Origin of the sequence: Ottowia beijingensis (assembly GCF_013423955.1) — a bacterium.
Taxonomy (GTDB): domain Bacteria; phylum Pseudomonadota; class Gammaproteobacteria; order Burkholderiales; family Burkholderiaceae_C; genus Ottowia; species Ottowia beijingensis.
Window position 1 is genome coordinate 3,770,258 of record NZ_JACCKX010000001.1, and the last position, 20,452, is coordinate 3,790,709.

Consider the following 20,452-nt stretch of genomic DNA (forward strand, 5'->3'; position numbering starts at 1 on the left):
CGCCGCTGCTTCGGGCGCATCACTGCGCCTCCAGCACCTCCAGCAGTTCGTGCTCGATGGCCAGCTGCGTCTTGGCGTGCTGCAGCGGCGCGCCTTGCAGCAGGAACATGTCTTCCACCCGCTCGCCCAGCGTGGTGATCTTGGCCAGTTCCAGGTCGATGCCGTGCGCGGCCAGCACGCGGGCGATGCTGTAGAGCAGGCCGACGCGGTCGCTGGCGGTGACGGTGAGCAGCCAGTGCTGCGCCTTCTCGTCCGGTCGCAGGTCGATGCGCGGGGCGATCGGAAAGCTCTTGACCCGGCGCGACACGCGGCCCAGGCGCGGCGTGGGCAGCGGGGCCTCGGTGTCGATGGCGGCGGGCAACTCGGCCTCGACCATGCCCTGGTATTCGGCGTAATCGTCCGGGGCGATGGGGTTGACGATCTGGAAGGTGTCGAGCGCGTAGCCGTCGCGCGTGGTGTGGATCTTGGCGTCGAGGATCGAGAAGCCGGCGCGTTCGAAGTAGCCGCAGATGCGGGCGAACAGATCGGCCCGGTCGCTGGCGTACACCATCACCTGCAGCCCTTCGCCCACGGGCGACAGGCGCGCGCGCACCAGCGGGCGCTGTGTCGGGGTCATGCCGTCCGTCACGCGCGCGGCCAGCTCGCGCGTGTGCCAGGCGATCTCGCCCGCGTCGTGGCGCATGAAGTAGCTGACGTTGAGCGTGTCCCACAGCCGCTGGTGCGCGTCGGGCGGCAGGGTCGCCTGCTGCAGCTGCGCCAGCGCCTCGCGCTTGCGCGACTCGATCACCGCGTCGGCATCGGGCGCCCGCCCGCCCAGGGCGCGCACGGTGAGCTTGTACAGATCTTCCAGCAGCTTGCCCTTCCAGGCGTTCCACACCTTGGGGCTGGTGCCGCGCACGTCGGCCACGGTGAGCAGGTACAGCGCGGTCAGGTTGCGCTCGTTGCCGACCCGCCGCGCGAACGCCTGGATCACCTCGGGGTCGCTCAGGTCCTCCTTCTGCGCGATGCTGGTCATGATCAAGTGCTCGCGCACCAGAAACTCGATCAGCCGCGCATCTGCCGGTTCGATGCCGTGCTGCTGACAGAAGCGGCGCGCCTCCAGGGCACCCAGTTCGGAATGATCGCCGCCGCGGCCTTTCGCGATGTCGTGGAACAGCGCCGCGATGTAGAGCAGCCAGGGCTTGTCCCAGCCGGCGGCCAGTTGCGAGCAGAACGGGTATTCGTGCGCGTGCTCGGCCATGAAAAAGCGTCGCATGTTGCGCAGCACCATCAGGATGTGCTGGTCCACCGTGTAGACGTGGAACAGGTCGTGCTGCATCTGGCCCACGATGCGGCGGAACACCCACAGGTAGCGCCCCAGCACGCTGGTCTGGTTCATCAGCCGGAAGGCGTGGGTGATGCCCTGCGGCTGCTGCAGGATGGCCAGGAAAGTCTGTCTGTTGACCGGGTCGTTGCGGAAGTGGCGGTCCATCACCGCCCGCGCGTTGTACAGCGCGCGCAGCGTGCGGGCCGACAGGCCCTTCAGGCCCGGCGTCTGCGCATACAGCAGAAAGGCTTCGAGAATGGCCCGCGGCTGCTGCTCGAACAGCTCGTCGTGCACCACTTCCAGCAGGCCGTCGCGGTCGACGAAGCGCTCGTTGATCGGGCGCTGCTTGGGCGCCGGCTCGCCCTGCGCGGCGCGCAGGTGCTCCTCGATGTTCTGCAGCAGGATCTGGTTGAGCTGCGTGACGGCCTTGGCCGCCCAGTAGTAGCGGCGCATCAGCACTTCGCTGGCGCGCAGCATCACGCGGCCGTCGTCGGCACGCTGGTGCTGAAAGCCGAAGGATTCGGCCACAGCGTTCTGCAGGTCGAACACCAGCCGGTCCTCGCGCCGGCCGGCGATCAGGTGCAGGCGCGCGCGCACCACCGACAGCAGCGCCTCGTTGTGGCGCAGCTGGCGCAGCTCGCGCGCCGTCACCAGGCCGGCACGGTGCAGATCCTTCCAGTGGCGGCCGATGCCGGCCGCGCGCGCCGTCCACAGAATGACCTGCAGGTCGCGCAGCCCGCCGGGCGATTCCTTGCAGTTGGGCTCGAGCGCGTAGGGCGTGTCCTCGTACTTCAGGTGGCGCTGGCGTTGCTCCAGCCGCTTGGCGACGAAGAAATCCAGCGGATCGAGCGCGGCCATGAAGCGCTGCTGGAACTCCTTGAACAGCTTGCGGTTGCCCACCACCAGGCGCGCCTCAAGCAGCGCGGTCTGCACCGTCAGGTCGGCCGCGGCCATGGTCAGGCATTCATCCACCGTGCGCACGCTGGAGCCGATCTCCAGCCCCGTGTCCCAGCACTGGCTGATGAAGGATTCGATGCGCCGGCGCAGCGCGGGTCGTGCGCCGCCTGGCTGTCGGCGGGCAGCAGCAGCAACACGTCGACGTCGGAATGCGGAAACAGCTCGCCGCGGCCGTAGCCGCCCACGGCGACCAGGGCCGAGCGCGGATCGAACCCGTTGTCCTTCCACAGCGTGCGCAGCGCCTCGTCGGTCAGCTCGGCCAGGTGCGCCAGCGCGCGGCGGATGCCGCGCGTGCCGGCGCTGCCGCTGCGCAACTCGTCCAGCAGGGCCTGCTTGGCCTGGCGGTGCGCCACGCACACGGCGGGCACCTGCAGGGGGCTGCGGCCGCTTCGGCACTCATGACAGCGGCCTCAGGCGGCGGCGCGCGCCATGCCCTTGACGAACTCAGGGATCGCCGGGCTGCCGGCAGACAGCGTCAGCACCTCGTAGCCGGTGGGCGTGACCAGCACCGTGTGCTCCCACTGCGCCGACAGGCTGCGGTCCTTGGTCACGATGGTCCAGCCGTCGGGCATTTCCTTGATGTCGCGCCGGCCGATGTTGATCATCGGCTCGATGGTGAAGGTCATGCCCGGCACCAGCTCTTCGCCCGTGCCGGGCTTGCCGTAGTGCAGCACCTGCGGGTCTTCGTGGAACTTCTGCCCGATGCCGTGGCCGCAGAACTCGCGCACCACCGACAGCCCATGGCCTTCGATGAACTTCTGGATCGCATGGCCGATGTCGCCCAGCCGCGCGCCGGGGCGCACCTGCTCGATGCCCAGCCACATCGATTCGTAGGTCAGCGCGCACAGGCGCCGGGCGGCGATGGAGCATTCGCCGATCTCGAACATGCGGCTGTTGTCGCCGTACCAGCCATCGGCGGTGACCACCGTCACGTCGACGTTGACGATGTCGCCCTTCTTCAGCGGCTTGTCGGCCGGGATGCCGTGGCACACCACCTGGTTGACCGAGGTACACACATGGCCGGGGTAGGGCGGGTAGCCTGGCGGCTGGTAGCCCACGGTGGCCGAGCGCGTGCCGTATTTGGCCATCGATTCGGCGCTGAGCCGGTCGATTTCCAGCGTGGTGATGCCGGGCTGGATGTGCGGCGTGATGTCGTCCAGCACTTGCGAGGCGATGCGGCAGGCCTCGCGCATGCCCGCGATGCCGGCTTCGTCCTTGATGGTGATGCTCATGGGCGCAAATTATCCCATCGGGTCTTTGGGCGTGCGGTCTGCAGGCCTTCCGGGGGCCGCGGCGGGCCGGCTGGCGCCGGTGCGCCGGATAGAATTGAGGGCTTCGCAGCCTGCCCCAGTCAGCGGTGGGCTGCACGACCCCGATCCGCCTTTTCCCGCGCCTTTTTCAGGCCCTTCGACGTGACCCAGCACATCCACTTCTTCGACGGCGGCAACGCCCTCAGCGACTTCCGCATCCGCCAGCTTCTGCCGCGCCTGCAGGCCGTGAACCCGGCGGTGGACAGCGTCAGTGCGCGCTACGTGCATCTGGCCGGTTTCGACACCGCGCCGCCGGCGGCTGATCTGGAGCGGCTGGCCGCATTGCTGACCTATGGCGACCCGGCCGCCGAAGGCGCGGAAGGCGAAGTCATCATCGTCGCCCCGCGCCTGGGCACGGTGTCGCCCTGGGCGTCGAAGGCCACCGACATTGCGCGCAACTGCGGCATCGCGCTGCACCGGGTGGAACGCATCGTTGAATACCAAATCGGCCTCAAACGAAAGCTGGTCGGGCGCCACCAGCTATCAAAAGATGACTTGACCGCCATCGCCGCATTGCTGCACGACCGCATGACGGAGAGCGTGCTGTCCAGCCGCGAGGAGGCGAGGGCGCTGTTCACCGAGCTGACACCGGAGCCGCTCGCGCACGTCGACGTGCTGGGGGCGGCCGTGCGGCGCTGGAAAAAGCCAACACCGAATGGGGCCTGGCGCTGGCTACCGACGAAATCGACTACCTGCTGGATGCCTTCACCAAACTGGGCCGCAACCCCACCGATGTCGAACTGATGATGTTCGCGCAGGCCAATAGCGAGCACTGCCGGCACAAGATCTTCAACGCCCAGTTCACCATCGACGGCGTGGCGCAGGACAAGAGCCTGTTCGGCATGATCCGCCACACGCATGCCACCAGCCCGCAACACACCGTGATCGCCTACAGCGACAACGCGGCGGTGATGGAGGGGCACGATGTCGAGGTGTTTGAAGCAAAATCGGCCTCCAGCGCAGGCGGGACAAGCGCTGGCAGCTATGAAAAGAAAGCGCCACGCGCCACGTGCTGATGAAGGTGGAGACGCACAACCACCCCACCGCGATCAGTCCTTCCCCGGCGCCAGCACCGGCGCGGGCGGAGAGATCCGTGACGAGGGCGCCACCGGGCGCGGCGCGCGGCCCAAGGCGGGGCTGACGGGCTTCACGGTGAGCAAGCTGTGGGATTCGCCCATCGGCAAGCCCGAGCACATGGCCAGCCCGCTGCAGATCATGACCGAGGGGCCGCTGGGCGGCGCGGCGTTCAACAACGAGTTTGGCCGCCCCAACCTGGCCGGTTATTTCCGCGAATACGAGCTGGAAGCCGGCGGTGTGCAGCGCGGCTATCACAAGCCCATCATGATCGCCGGCGGTGTGGGCAGCATCGACGCGCGGCTGACGAGCAAGATCGAATTCCCGGCCGGCAGCCTGCTGATCCAGCTCGGCGGGCCGGGCATGCGCATCGGCATGGGCGGCGGCGCGGCGTCATCGCTGGCCAGCGGCACCAACGCGGCGCACCTGGACTTCGATTCGGTGCAGCGCGGCAACCCCGAGATCCAGCGCCGCGCGCAGGAGGTCATCACGCAGTGCCAGGCGATGGGCGAGGCCAACCCCATCCTGGCGATCCACGACGTGGGCGCGGGCGGGCTGTCGAACGCCTTCCCTGAACTGACCCACGACGCCGGCCGCGGCGCGCGCTTCGACTTGCGCGCCGTCCCGCTCGAAGAAAGTGGCCTGGCGCCCAAGGAAATCTGGAGCAACGAGAGCCAGGAACGCTACGTGATGGCGATCGCGCCCGCATCGCTGCAGCTGTTCGAGGCGCTGTGCGCGCGCGAGCGCTGCCCGTTCGCGGTGGTGGGTGTCGCCACCGAGGAGCGGCAACTGGTGGTCGATAATGCGCCGCTGCCCCTCACCCCAGCCCTCTCCCCAGAGGGGCGAGGGAGCAACAGTCAGGGATCGAGCGCCGCGCTGGAATCACCCCTCTCCCGCTGGCGGGAGAGGGCCGGGGTGAGGGTGATGCGGCCGTGGACATGCCCATGGACGTGCTGCTGGGCAAGCCGCCCAAGATGCACCGCGACGTGACGACCGTGCAGCGCCAGTTCACACCGCTGAATCTGGACGGCCTGACCCTGCAGGACGCCGTGATCCAGGTGCTGAGCCACCCCACCGTCGCCAGCAAGCGCTTCCTCATCACCATCGGCGACCGCACCGTGGGCGGCCTGACGCACCGCGACCAGATGGTCGGCCCCTGGCAGGTGCCGGTGGCCGATTGCGCGGTGACGCTGGCCGATTTCAAGGGCTTTGCCGGCGAGGCCATGAGCATGGGCGAGCGCACGCCGCTGGCCGCGCTGGATGCGCCCGCATCCGGCCGCATGGCGGTGGCCGAGGCCATCACCAACCTGCTGGCGGCGCCCATCGAGCTGCCGCGCGTGAAACTTTCCGCCAACTGGATGGCCGCCTGCGGCGAACCGGGTGAGGACGCGGCGCTGTACGCCACCGTCAAGGCCGTGGGCATGGAACTGTGCCCGGCGCTCGATGTGGCGATCCCGGTCGGCAAGGACAGCCTGTCGATGCGCACGCAGTGGCAGGACGCCGGCGCCACGAAGAAGGTGACTTCGCCCGTCAGCCTGATCGTCAGCGCCTTCGCATCGCTGGCCGACGTGCGCGGCACGCTGACGCCGCAACTCGACCGCGAGCAGGACACGACGCTGGTGCTGGTCGATCTGGGCAAGGGTCGGCACCGCCTGGCCGGCAGCGTGTTGGCTCAGGCGCTGGGCCAGTCGGGCTGCCCGGTGAAAGACGGCGTGCCCGATCTGGACAGCGCGGAAGACCTGAAGGCGCTGGTGGCGGCCGTCAACCAGCTGCGCGCCGAAGGCAAGATCCTTGCCTACCACGACCGCAGCGACGGCGGCCTGCTGGCCGCAGCCGCCGAGATGGCCTTTGCCGGCCGCGTCGGCGTGGCGCTGAACGTGGACATGCTGGTGACCGAAGGCGACGGCATCAGCGACAGCCGCGCCGAGTACGGCGACGCCAAGAACTGGGCTAGCCAGGTCAGCGCGCGACGCGAGGAGCTGACGCTGAAATCGCTGTTCAGTGAAGAGCTGGGCGTGGTGCTGCAGGTGCGCACCGCCGAGCGCGACGCGGTGATGCAGGTGCTGCGCGCGCACGGCCTGAGCCAATGGAGCCACACCATCGGCAAGACGCGCCCTGCCGGTTCCTCTATCGACAAAGGGAAGGGCGAACTGAGCATCTGGCGCGACACCAAGGAAATCTTCAGCGCCAGCCTGCACGACCTGCAGCAGGTGTGGGACAGCGTGAGCTGGAAGATCGCCCGCGAGCGCGACAACCCGGCCTGCGCCGACGCCGAGCACGCGGCGGCGGGTGATCCGGCCGATCAGGGCTTGCACGTGCACCTGACTTTCGATCCCGCCGCGGACGAACGCCTTCGCCCGCTGGGGAAGGCAGGGATGGGGCCGCGCCGCCACCTCTGGGCCAGCCGCGCCCTCACCCCCACCCTCTCCCCAGAGGGGCGAGGGAGCAAGACCGAACTCCCTCTCCCGCCTGCGGGAGAGGGCAGGGGTGAGGGCGCGCCGCAAGGCGCGGGCATCCTTCTCGCCCGCCCCAAGGTCGCCATCCTGCGCGAGCAGGGCGTCAACTCGCACGTCGAAATGGCCTACGCCTTCCACGAAGCGGGCTTCGAGCCCTTCGACGTGCACATGACCGACCTGCAGACCGGCCGTGCCAATCTGGCCGACTTCCAGGGCGCCGTGGCCTGCGGCGGCTTCAGCTACGGCGACACGCTGGGCGCGGGCATCGGCTGGGCGCGCTCGATCATGTTCAACACGCAGATCGCCGACCAGTTCAAGGCCTTCTTTGCACGCGGCGACACCTTCGCCCTGGGCACCTGCAACGGCTGCCAGATGTTCGCCGAGCTGGCCGACATCATCCCCGGCGCTCAAGACTGGCCGCGCTTCACCACCAACCAGAGCGAGCGCTTCGAGGCGCGCTTCTCGCTGGTCGAGGTGCTGGATTCGCCCAGCATCTTCTTCACCGGCATGGCCGGCAGCCGCCTGCCGATCGCGGTGGCGCATGGCGAGGGCTATGCCAACTTCACCTACCGCGGTGATGCAGCCAGGGTGATCCCGGCCATGCGCTACGTCGACAACACGGGCACCGCCACCGAGGCGTACCCGTACAACCCCAACGGCAGCCCCGGCGGCCTGACCGCGGTGACCACGGCCGATGGCCGCTTCACCGCCCTGATGCCGCACCCCGAGCGCGTGTTCCGCAACATCCAGATGAGCTGGACGCCACTCGACAAGAGCGCCTTCAGCCCGTGGATGCAGATCTGGCGCAACGCGCGGCGTTGGGTGGGGTAGGCCAGGGTGAGTCACGTGCTATGGTTAACAGCACTTGTAACAAACTTGATTCAAGGGAGAAGCAAAGCCATGCTGAAAGTGTCAAGCCGGTTGCGCCTCGTATTCCTGGCCGCCTTGCTGGCGGGTGCAGTCACCTCACAGGCGCAGTCGTCCGCCAGCATCGACTTCACGACCATCGGGGCCAGCCCAACAGGGGCACGCTGGCCAACGGCGTGACATGGAGCGTCAGCGGCCCAGGCTTCTGGGAGAGCATCGTTGACGGCGTACACCGGTACCACCACTACACCTTTAACCAGAACCAAACCCAGACGTGAACCTTCGGGGAGGCGGTGGATGTGCGTTTCTCGCTGGCGGGGCTGAATTGCCCCAGCGAGGGCGTTCGCTTCGGCGGCGGCCAAACGGTTGTCGTGGAGTCGCTGGACCCGGTTCATATCTGGGACGAGACGGCGCAGACCGTCAGGCACGGCACGAGCAACACGCCCGCCAATGGCCCCAAAAGCTCCAGCTTCACGGTAAGCGGCGCCACGAGCTTGACGTTGACCGGTGTCAACGCTAACTGCCGACGCGGCCTGATCGCCTTGAGCGTCACGCGGCCTGCTGTGGGCGCTGCCGCGGTACAACCTGTGCCGGTTGACAACCCATGGGCCTTGCTGACGCTTTCCGTGGCGCTGGCCGGCGCGGCCGCTGTCGTGAGGCGGAGAAACCGCAGCAAAGCTGATGAGTGACTCTAATCCTGCCGGAAGCGTGGACCAACGGCGGATACCACAGCCGTTGAGACTCAAACACGCGTCAGCAGCAGCAGCGCCATGTAGCTGAAGTACGCCGCCACGAAGCCCAGGCCCTCGGTGCGCGTGATCATGTGGCCGCTGCGGAACACCGGCAGGCACACCATGGCCACAGCGGCGGCCACCGGCAGGTCGATGAACAGCAGCTCGCGGCTCACGTCGATGGCGCGCGGCGACACCAGCATCACCGTGCCCAGGATGGCCAGGATGTTGTAGACGGCGCTGCCCAGCAGGTTGCCGATGGCCACGTCGCGTTCGCCGCGCAGCGTGGCCACCACGGTGGTGACCAGCTCGGGCGACGAGGTGCCGAGCGCGACGATGGTCAGGCCGATCACCGCGTCCGACACGCCGAAGCGCGCCGCCAGCGCCGAGGCACCGTCCACCAGCAGTTCGGCACCGTAGATGGTGAGCGTGATCGACACCGCCAGCAGCAGGCCCTGCCGGATGAACTGCTGCCGGCGCTCGGCCAGCGGCGGCAGCGGCTCGGCGTATTCCTCCAGAAACTCGTCGGCCACCAGGCGCCGGTCGCGCCGGCTCGACTGCACGATGAGCGCGGTGTAGAACACGGCGGCCAGCACCAGCAACGCGCCCTCGGTGCGCGTCAGCACGCCGTCGATCGACATGATGATCAGCGCCAGTGCGGCGCCGATCATGGCCGGCACCTCCAGCCGCAGGCTGTAGGGCTGGATCGGCAGCGGCTGGATGGCCGCCGACAGGCCCAACACTAGCAGCAGCACCATGATGTTGGCGCCGGCCACGTTGCCCACCGCCAGCGCGCCCTTGCCCTCGGCGGCGGCGGTGATGCCCACCGCCAGCTCGGGCAGGCTGGTGCCGATGGCCACCACCGTGAGCCCGATGACGATGGGGCTGATGCGCAGCATATGGGCAATGCGCGTGGCGCTTTTCAGCAGCAGCTCGGCGCCCAGCACCACCACCGCCAGACCGCCCAGTAACACCAGCGCCGGGTGCAGCGCCGTCATGCAGCGCTTGCCTTCGGCGCGCTGGGCGCCGCGGCGCTCGCGCGGTGGCGCCGCCAGGCCTTTTCCAGCTCGACGGCGACGAACACCAGCGCAGCCAGCGCGATGCACAGGCCCAGCTCCCAGGCCGGCAGCGGCTGGGTCTTGAAGATCGGGTTGAGCCAGGGCACGTAGATGGTGGACATCTGCAGCGCGAACGTCAGCAGCACGGCGCCCAGCAGCGGCTTGTTGCTGAACAGGCCGATGGTGAAGAGCGAATCGTTCTCCGACCGGATGGCCAGCACCAGCGCCATCTGGGCCAGCGTCAGCACGGTGAACACCATGGTCTGCCAGTGCGTGTCGCCACTCTGGATGGCCCAGTGCTGCACGCCCAGGCACAGCGCCGCCAGCAGCAGCCCGATCCGCACGATGCTCCAGCCCAGGCCCTGCGCGAACAGGCTTTCCTGCGGCGGGCGCGGCGGGCGCCGCATGATGCCGCGCTCGGCTGGTTCGGCGGCCAGCGCCAGGCCGGGCAGGCCGTCGGTCACCAGGTTGACCCACAGGATGTGGATCGGCAGCAGCGGCATCGGCAGGCCGAACAGCGGCGCCGCCGACAGCGTCAGCACCTCGGCCGAGTTGCCCGTCATGGCGTAGCGCACGAACTTGCGAATGTTGTCGTAGATGCGCCGGCCCTCGCGCACCGCGCCGACGATGGTGGCGAAGTTGTCGTCCAGCAGCACCAGCGCCGAGGCCTCGCGCGCCACGTCGGTGCCGCCCTTGCCCATGGCCACGCCGATGTCGGCCGCCTTCAGCGCCGGGGCGTCGTTCACGCCGTCGCCCGTCATGGCGACGAACTGGCCGTGCGACTGCAGCGCCTGCACGATGCGGATCTTCTGCGCCGGATCGACCCGGGCATAGACGCGCACATCGAGCACGCGGGCCTTCAGCGCCGCGTCGTCCAGCTCGGTCAGTTCGGCGCCGGTGATGACATTGGCGGCGTCATTGGCCACGATGCCCAGCCGCTGGGCGATGGCCAGCGCCGTGGCCGGGTGGTCGCCGGTGATCATCACCGGGCGGATGCCGGCGCTGATGCAATCGCGCACCGCGGCGGCGGCTTCCTCGCGCGGCGGGTCGATCAGGCCGATCAGGCCGATCAGCGCCAGTTCGCTTTCGATGGCCTCCACGTCCGGCTCGGCCGGCAGCTGCGGCCAGGCGCGGCTGGCGAAGGCCATCACGCGCAGGCCCTGCGCGGCCAGGCGCTCGGCCTCGGCCAGCACGGCGGCCTGGTCGAGCGGCCGCCGCCCCTCGGGCGACCAGTGTGCGCTGCAGCGCGGCAGCACGCTTTCGGGGGCGCCCTTGGTGAAGGCCTCGAACACCGCACCGTCGCGGTGAAAGGTGGTCATGCGCTTGCGGTCCGAGTCGAACGGGAGCTCGCGCACGCGGGGCGTTTCTTCTTCCAGCTCGGGCTTCAGCAGGTCGGCCTGCGCGGCCACGGCCGTCAGCGCGGTCTCGGTCGGGTCGCCTTGCCAGACGATGTGGCCCTTGTCGTCGCAATCGCCGCTGGGGCAGGCGTCGTTGCACAGCGCGGCGGCGCGCAGCAGCTGCAGGTGGTGCGGGCTGGGCGCGGTCTGCTCGGCCTCGACCTTGGCCGGGTGCCAGGGCTGGCCGGCGGCCAACACCAGCTCGGCGTGCATGCGGTTCTGCGTCAACGTGCCGGTCTTGTCGGAGCAGATCACGCTGACGGAGCCGAGCGTCTCCACCGCCGGCAGGCGGCGGATCAGCGCGTTGAAATCCGCCATGCGCTTGGCGCCCACGGCCAGCAGCACGGTGACGACGGCCGGCAACGCCTCGGGAATCGCCGCCACGGCCAGGCTGATGGCGGTGAGCAGCATCAGCAGCCACGGCTCGCCGCGCAGCAGGCCGAAGGCGAACAGGCCGACGCAGATCAGCAGCACGATCAGCGACAGCTGCTTCGAGAAGCGCGCCAGCCGCAGCTGCAGCGGCGTGCTGCGGTCCATGGCGTCGTTCAGCAGGCCGGCCACCTTGCCCAGCTCGGTGCCCATGCCGGTGGCCACCACCACGCCGCGCGCGCGGCCGTTGGTCACCGTGGTGCCCTTGAAGCCGAGGTTGACGCGATCACCCAGCGCCAGGTTGTCGCCAACCAAGGCCTCGGTGCGCTTCTCGATGGTGACCGATTCGCCCGTCAGCGTAGATTCATCGACCTTGAGCTGCGCCGCCTCCAGCAGGCGCAGGTCGGCCGGTATCTGGTTGCCCGCCTCCAGCAGCACGATGTCGCCGGGCACCAGCTTGCTGGCCGGCACAGGTTGCGGCTGGCCGCCCCGCAGCACCTGCGCCTGGGCCGCCGCCAGCTGGCGCAGCGCGGCAATCGCCTGGTCGGCGCGGCGCGCCTGGGTGAAGCCGATCACCGCGTTGAGCACCAGGATGACGACGATGACCAGCGTGTCGACCCATTCGCCCAGCACGCCCGACACCACGGCTGCCGCCAGCAGCACGCCGATCATGAAATCCTTGAACTGATCGAGCAGCAGCGCCGGCCAGGGGCGCGCCTGCTGCGTGGCCAGTTCGTTGGCGCCGTGCGCGGTCAGCCGGCGCGCGGCTTCTTCGGGGGTCAGCCCGCTGGCGGGGTCGGTGCGCTGCGCCTGCAGCACCTGGGTGCCGGTGCGCAGGTGCCAATCGGATGGGGGAGGGGGCGGATGGTTCAGTCGCTTCAGCCATCGGTGTTCATGCGGGTGAAGGCCCATTGTGCAGAGCGCCCATGACAGGCTGTCTGACCTAGCCCAAGGTGCCGCCGGCCCTGTGCGGGCCAGCGCCGCGCGTCAGCGGTCCTGCGGCGGCTTCACCAGCAGCACCGGCACGGGCGACTCGTCGATCAGCTTGCGCGAGGTCGACGCGCCCTCGATCAGCCGGCGCCAGGGACCCAGCGCGCGCGAGCCCATCAGCACCATGTCGCAGTGGTGCAGCTCGATCAGTTCCAGCAGCGAATTCACCGGCTCGCCGCTGGCCACGGCGGTCTCGAAGGGGACGCCGGCCTCGGTCAGCAGGCGGGCCGAGGGCGCGATCAGGTCTTCACCGGCCTCGTAGGCGGCGTTCTCGATCAGCGCCGGATCCTGCGCGGTGACGATCTCGTAGAACGTGGCCTGCTCCTGCACGTTCACCAGCACGAAGCTGGCCTTCAGGCCTTCGCGCACCAGTTGCAACGCAAAGCGGGTTTCGTGCAGGGACAGGTCGGTACCGTCGACGGGGAGCAGGATTTTCATCAAATCGATCCGTTTACTATGGAAACAATAGCTGGTTGCGCAGTATATACGGCGCCAAAGCCCGTTTTCAGTCGGAAAATGCCGCGGGCGCCGGCCTGGTGCGGTAGAAGCGCAGCGCATGCTCGGCCGCCTCGCGTGCGCCTTGCTGCATCACGCCGCGCTTGATCTTGCCGACCACGTGCATCTCGCACGGCTTGCAGTCGAAGCGCAGGGTGAGTTTTCCTTGCCGTTCACCAGCTGCAGCGGCTCGGCCTTCACCGTGCCCTTCACGCCGATCACGCCCTTGGCCTGCTTGGGGCACAGGCTTAAAGAGAAACGCACGCAGTGCTTGGTGATCATCAGGCTGACTTCGCCTTCTTCCTCGTGGCTTTCGTAGGCGGCGTCGATCACCTTCACGCCGTGCTGCGCATAGAAGTCGCGCGCGGCGTGGTTGAAGACGTTGGCGAGGTACGTGAGCGAATCCTCGGGGTAGGGCGCGGGCGGCTGCACCGGCTCGGCACGCGGCAGGCGCTGCCAGGCGGCCGCGCGGGCGGCTTCGAGCGCGGCGATGGCATCGCGCCGCAGCGCGTTGGCCACGCTGGCGGGCACGAACCAGGGGCGGGGCACATCGAGCACGATGTCGATGGGCGTGAAGATGGTTTCGCCCAGCTTGGCGAGCGATTCGCGCAGCTTGGCGTCGTTGTTTGCTTCATCTTTGGGAGCGGCGTGCGCAAGCTGGGTCTGCGCCGAGGCCGCATTTCCATCTTCATCGGTGACGCACAGCTGCAGGCCATCGGCGGTTTCCGACAGCTTCAGCCACACGCCGATGCGCCGGTCGGCGGACTTCTTTTCCAGCGTGCGCGCCCAGTCCATGCTGCGGTTGCGGTTGATCACCGTGCCCTGGCGCAGGTCGTGCAGTTGCGCCATCGGGTCTTTGGGGAACACGCGCCAAGCGCCATCACCCAGGTCTTCCACGCGGTTGCTCTGCGCGCCGACCAGTTCCTTCTGCGCGTCCCAGTAGCACAGGCCGTCGCCGTTCGACAGCTGCAGCGCTGCATCGTCGGCCATCAGCTCGAAGAGGTCGCTGCCCACGCGGGTGACGAAGCCGATGGGCTGGCCCGGGTTCTTGGGCGTGTCGAAGGCGCCGATGTCGTCCTTCCTGCCATTGACGAAGTAGTCGGTGAACTCGCGGTTGAAGTTCTGGTTCGGGTCGGGTGTGAAGGTGAAGGTGCAGCGGCCCGAAGATGCGCGCGTCAGTTCCGGTCGCTCGTCCAGGATCTCGTCGAACAGCCGGCGGTAATGGGCGGTGATGTTCTTCACGTAGCCCATGTCCTTGTAGCGGCCCTCGATCTTGAAGCTGCGCACGCCGGCGTCGATCAACGGCCTTAAGTTGAAGGACTGGTTGTTGTCCTTCATGCTCAGCACGTGCGCGTCGTGCGCCACGAAGCGGCCTTGCGCGTCCAGCACCTGATACGGCAGGCGGCAGGCCTGCGAGCAGTCGCCGCGGTTGGCGCTGCGGCCGGTGTGCGCATGGCTGATGTAGCACTGGCCGCTGTAGGCCACGCACAGCGCGCCGTGGATGAAGAATTCGAGCGTGCAGCGCGCCGGGTCGGTGGCGGCGCCCAATGCGTCACGGATGGCGGCGATCTCTTGCAGATCCAGTTCGCGCGCCAGCACGATCTGCGACAGGCCCGCGTCCTGCAGAAAACGCGCCTTCTCGGGCGTGCGGATGTCGGTCTGCGTGCTGGCGTGCAACTGGATGGGGGCAGGTCGAGTTGCAGCAGCCCCATGTCCTGGATGATCAGCGCGTCGGCGCCGGCTTCGTACAGCTGCCAGGCCAGTTGGCGCGCGGGCTCCAGCTCGTCGTCGCGCAGGATGGTGTTGAGCGTGACGAAGATGCGCGCGTCGAAGCGGTGCGCGTGGCGGCACAGGCGCTCGATGTCGGCCAGCGCGTTGCCCGCGCTGGCGCGCGCGCCGAAGCCGGGGCCGCCGATGTAGACGGCATCGGCACCGTGGTTGACGGCCTCGATGCCGATGTCGGCGTCGCGCGCGGGGCTGAGCAGTTCAAGCTGGTGGGGCAGGGGCATGGTGCCGATTATCGGTCAAATCGGGCTTGGGCGCTTGTATGGCAAGCGCGGGCTGCTATTTAATAAATAGCAATCTGGCCCGGTGCTCTGTGGGAGCGGGCTTGCCCGCGATGGCGGCCTCGGGTGTGGCGCAGCGCCCCATCGCGGGCAAGCCCGCTCCCACAGGATGGGGCCAGATTCAGCGCTGCGGGTTGCCGCCCGAGAATTCACCAGCGGCGGGCATCTGCGTGGGTGCCGCGCGCGGCGCCTCGGCCGCCGGGCTGGCGGAGGCGGGTACGTCGGGCCGGCCAGCCTGCGGCTCGCGCGTGGCCTTGGCCAGCAGCGGCGCGCAGTTTTCATCATCCTCGGCACCGGGCACGGTGATGGGCACCAGCACCAGCGCCCCCGGCGCGGCGGCCAGCGCGGCCACGGCGGCGGCGGCGCGCACGATCAGCGGGCCGGGCTTGACGCCCACGTGCGGCTTGGCGAACGGCCCGCGCACTTCCAGCGGCGTGCGCAGCGAGAAGAACTTCAGCTCGTACGCCTTCGGATCGATGTCGATGTCGAACTGCTCGCGCCGCATGTCGGCGCTGCCGGTGACCTCGATCAGCGCCTCTTCGGTGTTGACCTTCACGTTCTGCATGTAGGCCACGCCGTCGCGGATGGGCACGTCGGCGATGGCGCAGCGCAGGCGAACTTCCTTGTCCTGGCCGAACAGCTTGGTGACGATGACGCTGCCCAGGTTCAGGCCCGCCATGTCGAGCAGCAGCGAACTCATCACGCCTTCGCGCACGTACAGCCTGGCCTCGCCATTGGCGGTGGCCAGGATCTGCGCCACCGACTGGCCGCGCCCGTCGAGCGCGATGCCGCCATCCACGCTGCCCAGGCTTTTCTTCATCAGCTCGATCTTGGGGAACAGCGCCGACAGGTGCAGGCCCTGCACGTCGCCGCGCAGCGACACCTGCATGGGCTTGGCGCGCGAATTCAGCAGCACCTGCGTGGTGAAGCGGCCCTTGGCGACGCCGAAGTCGAGCGGCGCCAGCTTGAGCTGGCCATTGTCCAGCACGGCATGCACCTTCAGACTGTCCAGCGGCACGGCCTCGGGGCGCTCGATGCGCTGGCCGGCGTATTCGAGGTCCAGGTCCATCCTGGCCCAGCGCGAAGTGTCGAAGGGGTCGTCGGGCAGCACCTTGCCGGGGCGCGGCTTCTTGTCGGGTTTGTTCGATTGGGCGCCGACCACCGGGCCCAGATCAGCCAGGCGAAGTAGTTTCGACTGCATCTTGCCCTTGAGCTGCGGGCGCGGCTGGCCCGAGGTGTAGGTCACGCTGCCGGCCAAGTCGCTCTTGCCGACCGTGCCGCTGAAGTCGTTGTAGGCCCACACGGCGCGCTCGGGCTCCAGCGTGCCGATCAGGTGCCCCTGGGTCTGGAACGGCGGCGTATCGGGCAGCACGATGCCGGTGAGGTCGAACAGGTCCGCCAGGCTGCCGCCCTTGAGCGTGACCTGGAAGTCCACGCCCGACAGATCGCGCGGGTTGGCGATGCTGCCCTCGGCCGTGGCGCCCAGGCGGCCGGCGCGGGCGTCGAGCTTGAGCGGGTAGTCGAGCTGTTCCTCGCGCAGCGACAGCAGCCCGCCCGCCTTGCCGCTGCCGCGCACTTCGGCCTTGTCGTGCCAGCCCGAGAACTCGAAGCCGATGCGGTAGCGGCCGTCCTCGGTCTGGTCGGCGGGCAGGGTGTCGACGGTGCTGGCGATGCTGAGCTTGCGCACCGTGTCGTCGTAGCCGAGCTGGCCCTTGGCCAGGAACAGGCGGCCCAGGCTGACGCGCCAGCGCTTGGCCGGGTCGGCGTTGGGGTCGCGGTGGAAGTCGATGGTCCAGTTGTTGTCGCCCTGGGCTTCGGAGGCGCGCTCCATCCGCACGTCGGGCTCGGTCAGGGCCACGCTGCGGATGTCGATGCGGCGCGCCAGCAGCGGCAGCAGGGCGATGTCGGCCGAGGCGCGGGCGATCTGCGCGAAGTGCGGGCCCTTGGCGGCAAAGCCGGGCGGGTTGCCGATGAGCACATCGTCGGCGTGCACGATCGGCGTGGGGATCCAGCGGCGCCAGCCGCTCTCCATCTGCTGCGGCCATTGCCAGTCGATGTCGAGCGGGCCGCGGATGGCGAACTCGCGGCCGATGGCCTGGCTGACCTTTTCCGACACCCAGTCGCGCGAGCGGTTCCAGTCGTTCCAGGTCAGCCACGCCAGCCCGGCGGCCAGCACCAGCAGCAGCGCGGCCAGCCCGCCCAGCACCCAGCGCAGGGCCGAAGGGCGGGCGGTGGCGGCTTGCGTGGGCGAGGAGGTCATCGGATGTCTGCGAAGTCGGCCGGGCCGACGGGTGGGCGGCCCCGCTTTCGGGCCGCGTTCGCATTCATGCTAGCCACGCCGGCGGCGCCTGTGTGGCTAAGATCGCCGCTTTCGCCATCCTCCTACACCGCCTTGCGCCGGCGCCCGGCGCGGCGCGAATGCTTGTCCGACATGGCCGCCACCCAGCCCCGCTTCGACGCCATCGACGCCCTGCGCGGCGCGGCCATGCTGTGGATGACGGCCTACCACTTCGCGTTCGACCTCAACCACTTCGGTCACATCCGGCAGAACTTCTACGAAGACCCGGTGTGGACCTGGCAGCGCACCGGCATCGTCAGCCTGTTTCTGCTGTGTGCCGGCATGGGGCAGGTGGTGGCGGTGCAGCGGGGCCAGAGCTGGCCGCGCTTTGCGCGTCGCTGGGTGCAGGTGGCGGGGTGCGCGGCGCTGGTGTCGCTGGGGTCGCTGTGGATGTTTCCGCGCAGCTGGATCAGCTTTGGCGTGCTGCACGGCATGGCGGTGATGCTGGTCGTCACGCGCTGGGCGCTGGTGCGCGGCTGGCTGCGCGGCGCCGTGCCCTGGCTGGCGGGCGCGGCGCTGATCGCGGCGGCGCCGCTGCTGGGAGCAGCGCTGCGCACGCAGGCGCCAGCGGCAATGGCGGCGGCCTTCGACAGCCGCTGGCTCAACTGGCTGGGCGTGGTCACCCTGAAGCCGCCCACCGAGGACTGGGTGCCGCTGCTGCCCTGGCTGGGCGTGATGTGGCTGGGCGTGGGCCTGATGCAATGGCCCACGGGACGCGGCTGGCTGGCGCGCCCGCCCGGCGCCGTAGGCCGCGCGCTGGCGCCGCTGGGGCGCTGGAGCCTGAGCTACTACATGCTGCACCAGCCGGTGCTGATCGGCGCGCTGATGGCCTGGGCGGCGCTGCGTTGAGTTTGGCAAGCCCCAAATCAGGCGATAGCCATTTGGTGCGGGATAGCGGTTAAGAAAAAGGAGCTGCTGGCGCCCAGTGGATGGGCGCTGAATCCTTGTTTGATAGACCAAAAAATTTGAAAGGTCCCTCCCCCGGTTGGCCTGCGGACTGATGCGGTGGGCTTTCAAGGCCATGACAAATGACCGCGGCTGGCGCCGCATGACAAATGACAAAGGCGCCATCTGTCATTGAAGCGCAGCGAAGTCATTGGTCATTTGTCATTCTTGAACCCGACCGCGCGCCCATGAAAAAGCGGGCAGCCCCGTGAGAGGGACTGCCCGCCGAGGCGGTGGCGCCGGCCTGGCTTATTCGACCTTGGCCTTGGCGCGCAGGTCTTCCTGGAACTTCACCAGCTTCTGCTGCTGCAGCTGCTGCACGATCTGCGGCTTGACCTGCTCGAAGCTGGGCAGCTCGGGCGCCTTGGCGTCGCGCACGTCGTCGACGCGGATGATGTGGTAGCCGAACTGCGACTTCACCGGCGCGTCGCTCAGCTGGCCCTTGTTCAGCTTCTTCAGTGCGTCAGCGAACTCGGGCACGTAGCCGGAGGGGTTGGCCCAGCCCAGGTCGCCGCCCTGGGCGCCGGAGCCGGGATCCTTCGACTGCTTCTTGGCGATGTCCTCGAACTTGCCGCCCTTCTTGAGCTGGGCAATGATGGCCTTGGCCTCGTCTTCCTTCTCGACCAGGATGTGGCGGGCCTTGTACTCCTTGGCGCCGGCGGCCGGCGCCTGGCTGCCGACCACGCGGTCGTACTCGGCCTTGGCTTCCTCGTCGGTGACCTTGTTCTTGGCCTGGTAGTCGGCGAACAGCTCGTTGATCAGCACGCTCTGGCGCGCCAGTTCCATCTTGGCGCGGAAGTCGGGCGAGGCCTCCAGGCCGCGGCGCTGTGCCTCCTGCATGAAGATTTCGCGCGCGATCACTTCCTCGCGCAGCTGCTTGTCCACCTCGGGCGGCACGGGCTGGCCGGTGCGGGCGGCCTGGGCCTTGATCTGCTCGGCCAGCGCGTCCAGGCGCGCCTTGGGCACCGGTTTGCCGTTGACGATGGCGATGTTCTGCGCCATGGCGGGCAGCGCCAGGGTGCCGGCCAACATTGCCGCGGCGGTGGCGGCCAGAAGCTGTTTTTTCATGATGTCTGACAAAGGAAAAGCCCGTGAAAGGGCCGGGATGAAAAGCGCGTGAAGGCGGTTTGGAGCCGGGCAGGGCCGGCCAGGTTCATCAGCGGGTTTCGATGGCGAGGGCGTGCACGCCGTCATCGTCGATGAATTTTGCAGCGCATCATATACGAGGCGGTGCCGCGCCACGCGGGGTTGGCCTTCGAACAATGGTGACGAAATGCGCACCCGGAAATGGGTGCCGAAGCCGGTGCCGTTGGCACCGGCGTGGCCGGCGTGCTGCCAGCTTTCGTCCAGCACTTCGAGCTCGGTGGGTTGCAGCTGCTGGCGCAGGTGTTCGGCCATGCGGTCGGCCAGGGCGGTGCTCATGTGGAACCTCCGGGGGCAGTTCGGCGCCGGGTTCGTCCTTCAGGTGGCGCGCCACGTACAGGCCCTGGCCGATGATGAAGGCGACCGGGAACACGTAGCCCCACAGCTTGAAGTTGGCCCAGGCGTCGGTGCTGAAGTAGGCCGCCACGTAACCGTTGATGGCGGCCATGAACAGGCAGTAACCGATCCAGGCGATGGTGAGCCGGTGCCACACGCCGTCGGGCAGGCTGAGCTGGCTGCCCAGCATCATCTTCAGGAAGTTCCTGTGGAACACCCACAGCGCCACGGCCAGCGCGACAGCCATGGCCACGTAGAGCACGGTGGGCTTCCACTTGATGAAGCGCTCGTCCTGCAGGAACAGGGTGAGTGCGCCAAACACCAGGATCAGGGCCAGCGTGGCCTTGTGCATGGTGGTCAGCTTCTTGTCGATGACATAGATGATGCCCATCTGCACCACGGTGGCGGCCATCAGCACGGCGGTGCCGACGTAGATGCCGTACAGCTTGTAGGCACCGAAGAACAGCAGGATGGGCAGGAAGTCGAGCAATAGCTTCATGGCGGGGAGTGTATGCGGGGTCGAATGGCCGCGAAGCAGGCCACGCGGGAACGCCGTCGCTGGGGTTTCCCGGCCACCAGCGTTGTCCCCTCAGGGGGAAGGCGCCGAAGGCGAC

Annotated in this window: 9 protein-coding genes and 6 pseudogenes; 5 read left to right on the plus strand and 10 right to left on the minus strand. The window is 68.5% G+C overall.

Going from position 1 to position 20,452, the window contains the following annotated elements; genetic code table 11:
• Positions 1 to 19: 19 nt before the first annotated feature.
• A pseudogene (locus tag H0I39_RS18615) lies at positions 20 to 2,637 on the minus strand ([protein-PII] uridylyltransferase).
• Between the two features lie 36 nt (positions 2,638 to 2,673).
• A complete protein-coding gene (gene map / locus H0I39_RS18620; RefSeq protein WP_180551479.1) occupies positions 2,674 to 3,495 on the minus strand; it encodes a type I methionyl aminopeptidase in 822 nt (273 codons plus the stop codon).
• 180 nt (positions 3,496 to 3,675) lie between these two features.
• Here map and purL (H0I39_RS23530) point away from each other — a divergent pair.
• From purL (H0I39_RS23530) to H0I39_RS23765, 4 genes and pseudogenes are all read left to right on the plus strand, one after another.
• A pseudogene (purL, locus tag H0I39_RS23530) lies at positions 3,676 to 5,449 on the plus strand (phosphoribosylformylglycinamidine synthase); the annotation flags it as partial.
• A gap of 130 nt (positions 5,450 to 5,579) precedes the next feature.
• Positions 5,580 to 7,934: pseudogene (gene purL, locus H0I39_RS23535) on the plus strand (phosphoribosylformylglycinamidine synthase); the annotation flags it as partial.
• Between the two features lie 69 nt (positions 7,935 to 8,003).
• Complete coding sequence (locus tag H0I39_RS18635; RefSeq protein ID WP_180551481.1) at positions 8,004 to 8,150, plus strand: hypothetical protein; 147 nt, start codon at positions 8,004 to 8,006, stop codon at positions 8,148 to 8,150.
• A gap of 119 nt (positions 8,151 to 8,269) precedes the next feature.
• Positions 8,270 to 8,659 (plus strand): IPTL-CTERM sorting domain-containing protein, encoded by a 390-nt coding sequence (locus H0I39_RS23765; RefSeq protein WP_180551482.1) that lies wholly within the window; start codon positions 8,270 to 8,272, stop codon positions 8,657 to 8,659.
• 53 nt (positions 8,660 to 8,712) lie between these two features.
• Here the strand turns inward: H0I39_RS23765 and H0I39_RS18645 are convergent, their stop codons facing one another.
• The 5 genes and pseudogenes from H0I39_RS18645 to H0I39_RS18665 form a co-directional block, all read right to left on the minus strand.
• A complete protein-coding gene (locus H0I39_RS18645; protein WP_180551483.1) occupies positions 8,713 to 9,699 on the minus strand; it encodes a calcium/sodium antiporter in 987 nt (328 codons plus the stop codon).
• On the minus strand, positions 9,696 to 12,437 hold the full coding sequence (locus tag H0I39_RS18650) for a cation-translocating P-type ATPase (RefSeq protein WP_180551484.1): 2,742 nt from the start codon (positions 12,435 to 12,437) through the stop codon (positions 9,696 to 9,698). Before H0I39_RS18650 ends, H0I39_RS18645 begins: the two co-directional genes overlap by 4 nt.
• Before the next feature lie 75 nt (positions 12,438 to 12,512).
• Positions 12,513 to 12,953 (minus strand): universal stress protein, encoded by a 441-nt coding sequence (locus tag H0I39_RS18655; RefSeq protein ID WP_257645886.1) that lies wholly within the window; start codon positions 12,951 to 12,953, stop codon positions 12,513 to 12,515.
• Positions 12,954 to 13,020: 67 nt separating this feature from the next.
• Positions 13,021 to 15,019, minus strand: a pseudogene (locus H0I39_RS18660) (peptidase U32 family protein).
• Positions 15,020 to 15,197: 178 nt separating this feature from the next.
• Positions 15,198 to 17,336 carry an AsmA family protein gene (locus tag H0I39_RS18665; RefSeq protein WP_180551486.1) on the minus strand — a complete coding sequence of 713 codons (2,139 nt, stop codon included), beginning with the start codon at positions 17,334 to 17,336 and terminating at the stop codon, positions 15,198 to 15,200.
• Between the two features lie 171 nt (positions 17,337 to 17,507).
• Between H0I39_RS18665 and H0I39_RS18670 the strand changes: the two genes are divergently transcribed.
• Complete coding sequence (locus tag H0I39_RS18670; protein ID WP_180551487.1) at positions 17,508 to 18,263, plus strand: acetyltransferase domain-containing protein; 756 nt, start codon at positions 17,508 to 17,510, stop codon at positions 18,261 to 18,263.
• Between the two features lie 345 nt (positions 18,264 to 18,608).
• Here the strand turns inward: H0I39_RS18670 and H0I39_RS18675 are convergent, their stop codons facing one another.
• The 3 genes and pseudogenes from H0I39_RS18675 to H0I39_RS18680 all read right to left on the minus strand — a co-directional run.
• Positions 18,609 to 19,427 (minus strand): peptidylprolyl isomerase, encoded by an 819-nt coding sequence (locus H0I39_RS18675; protein WP_257645887.1) that lies wholly within the window; start codon positions 19,425 to 19,427, stop codon positions 18,609 to 18,611.
• Between the two features lie 195 nt (positions 19,428 to 19,622).
• A pseudogene (locus H0I39_RS24335) lies at positions 19,623 to 19,781 on the minus strand (BolA/IbaG family iron-sulfur metabolism protein); the annotation flags it as partial.
• Between the two features lie 22 nt (positions 19,782 to 19,803).
• Positions 19,804 to 20,337 (minus strand): annotated as a pseudogene (locus H0I39_RS18680) (septation protein A); the annotation flags it as partial.
• Positions 20,338 to 20,452: the final 115 nt, after the last annotated feature.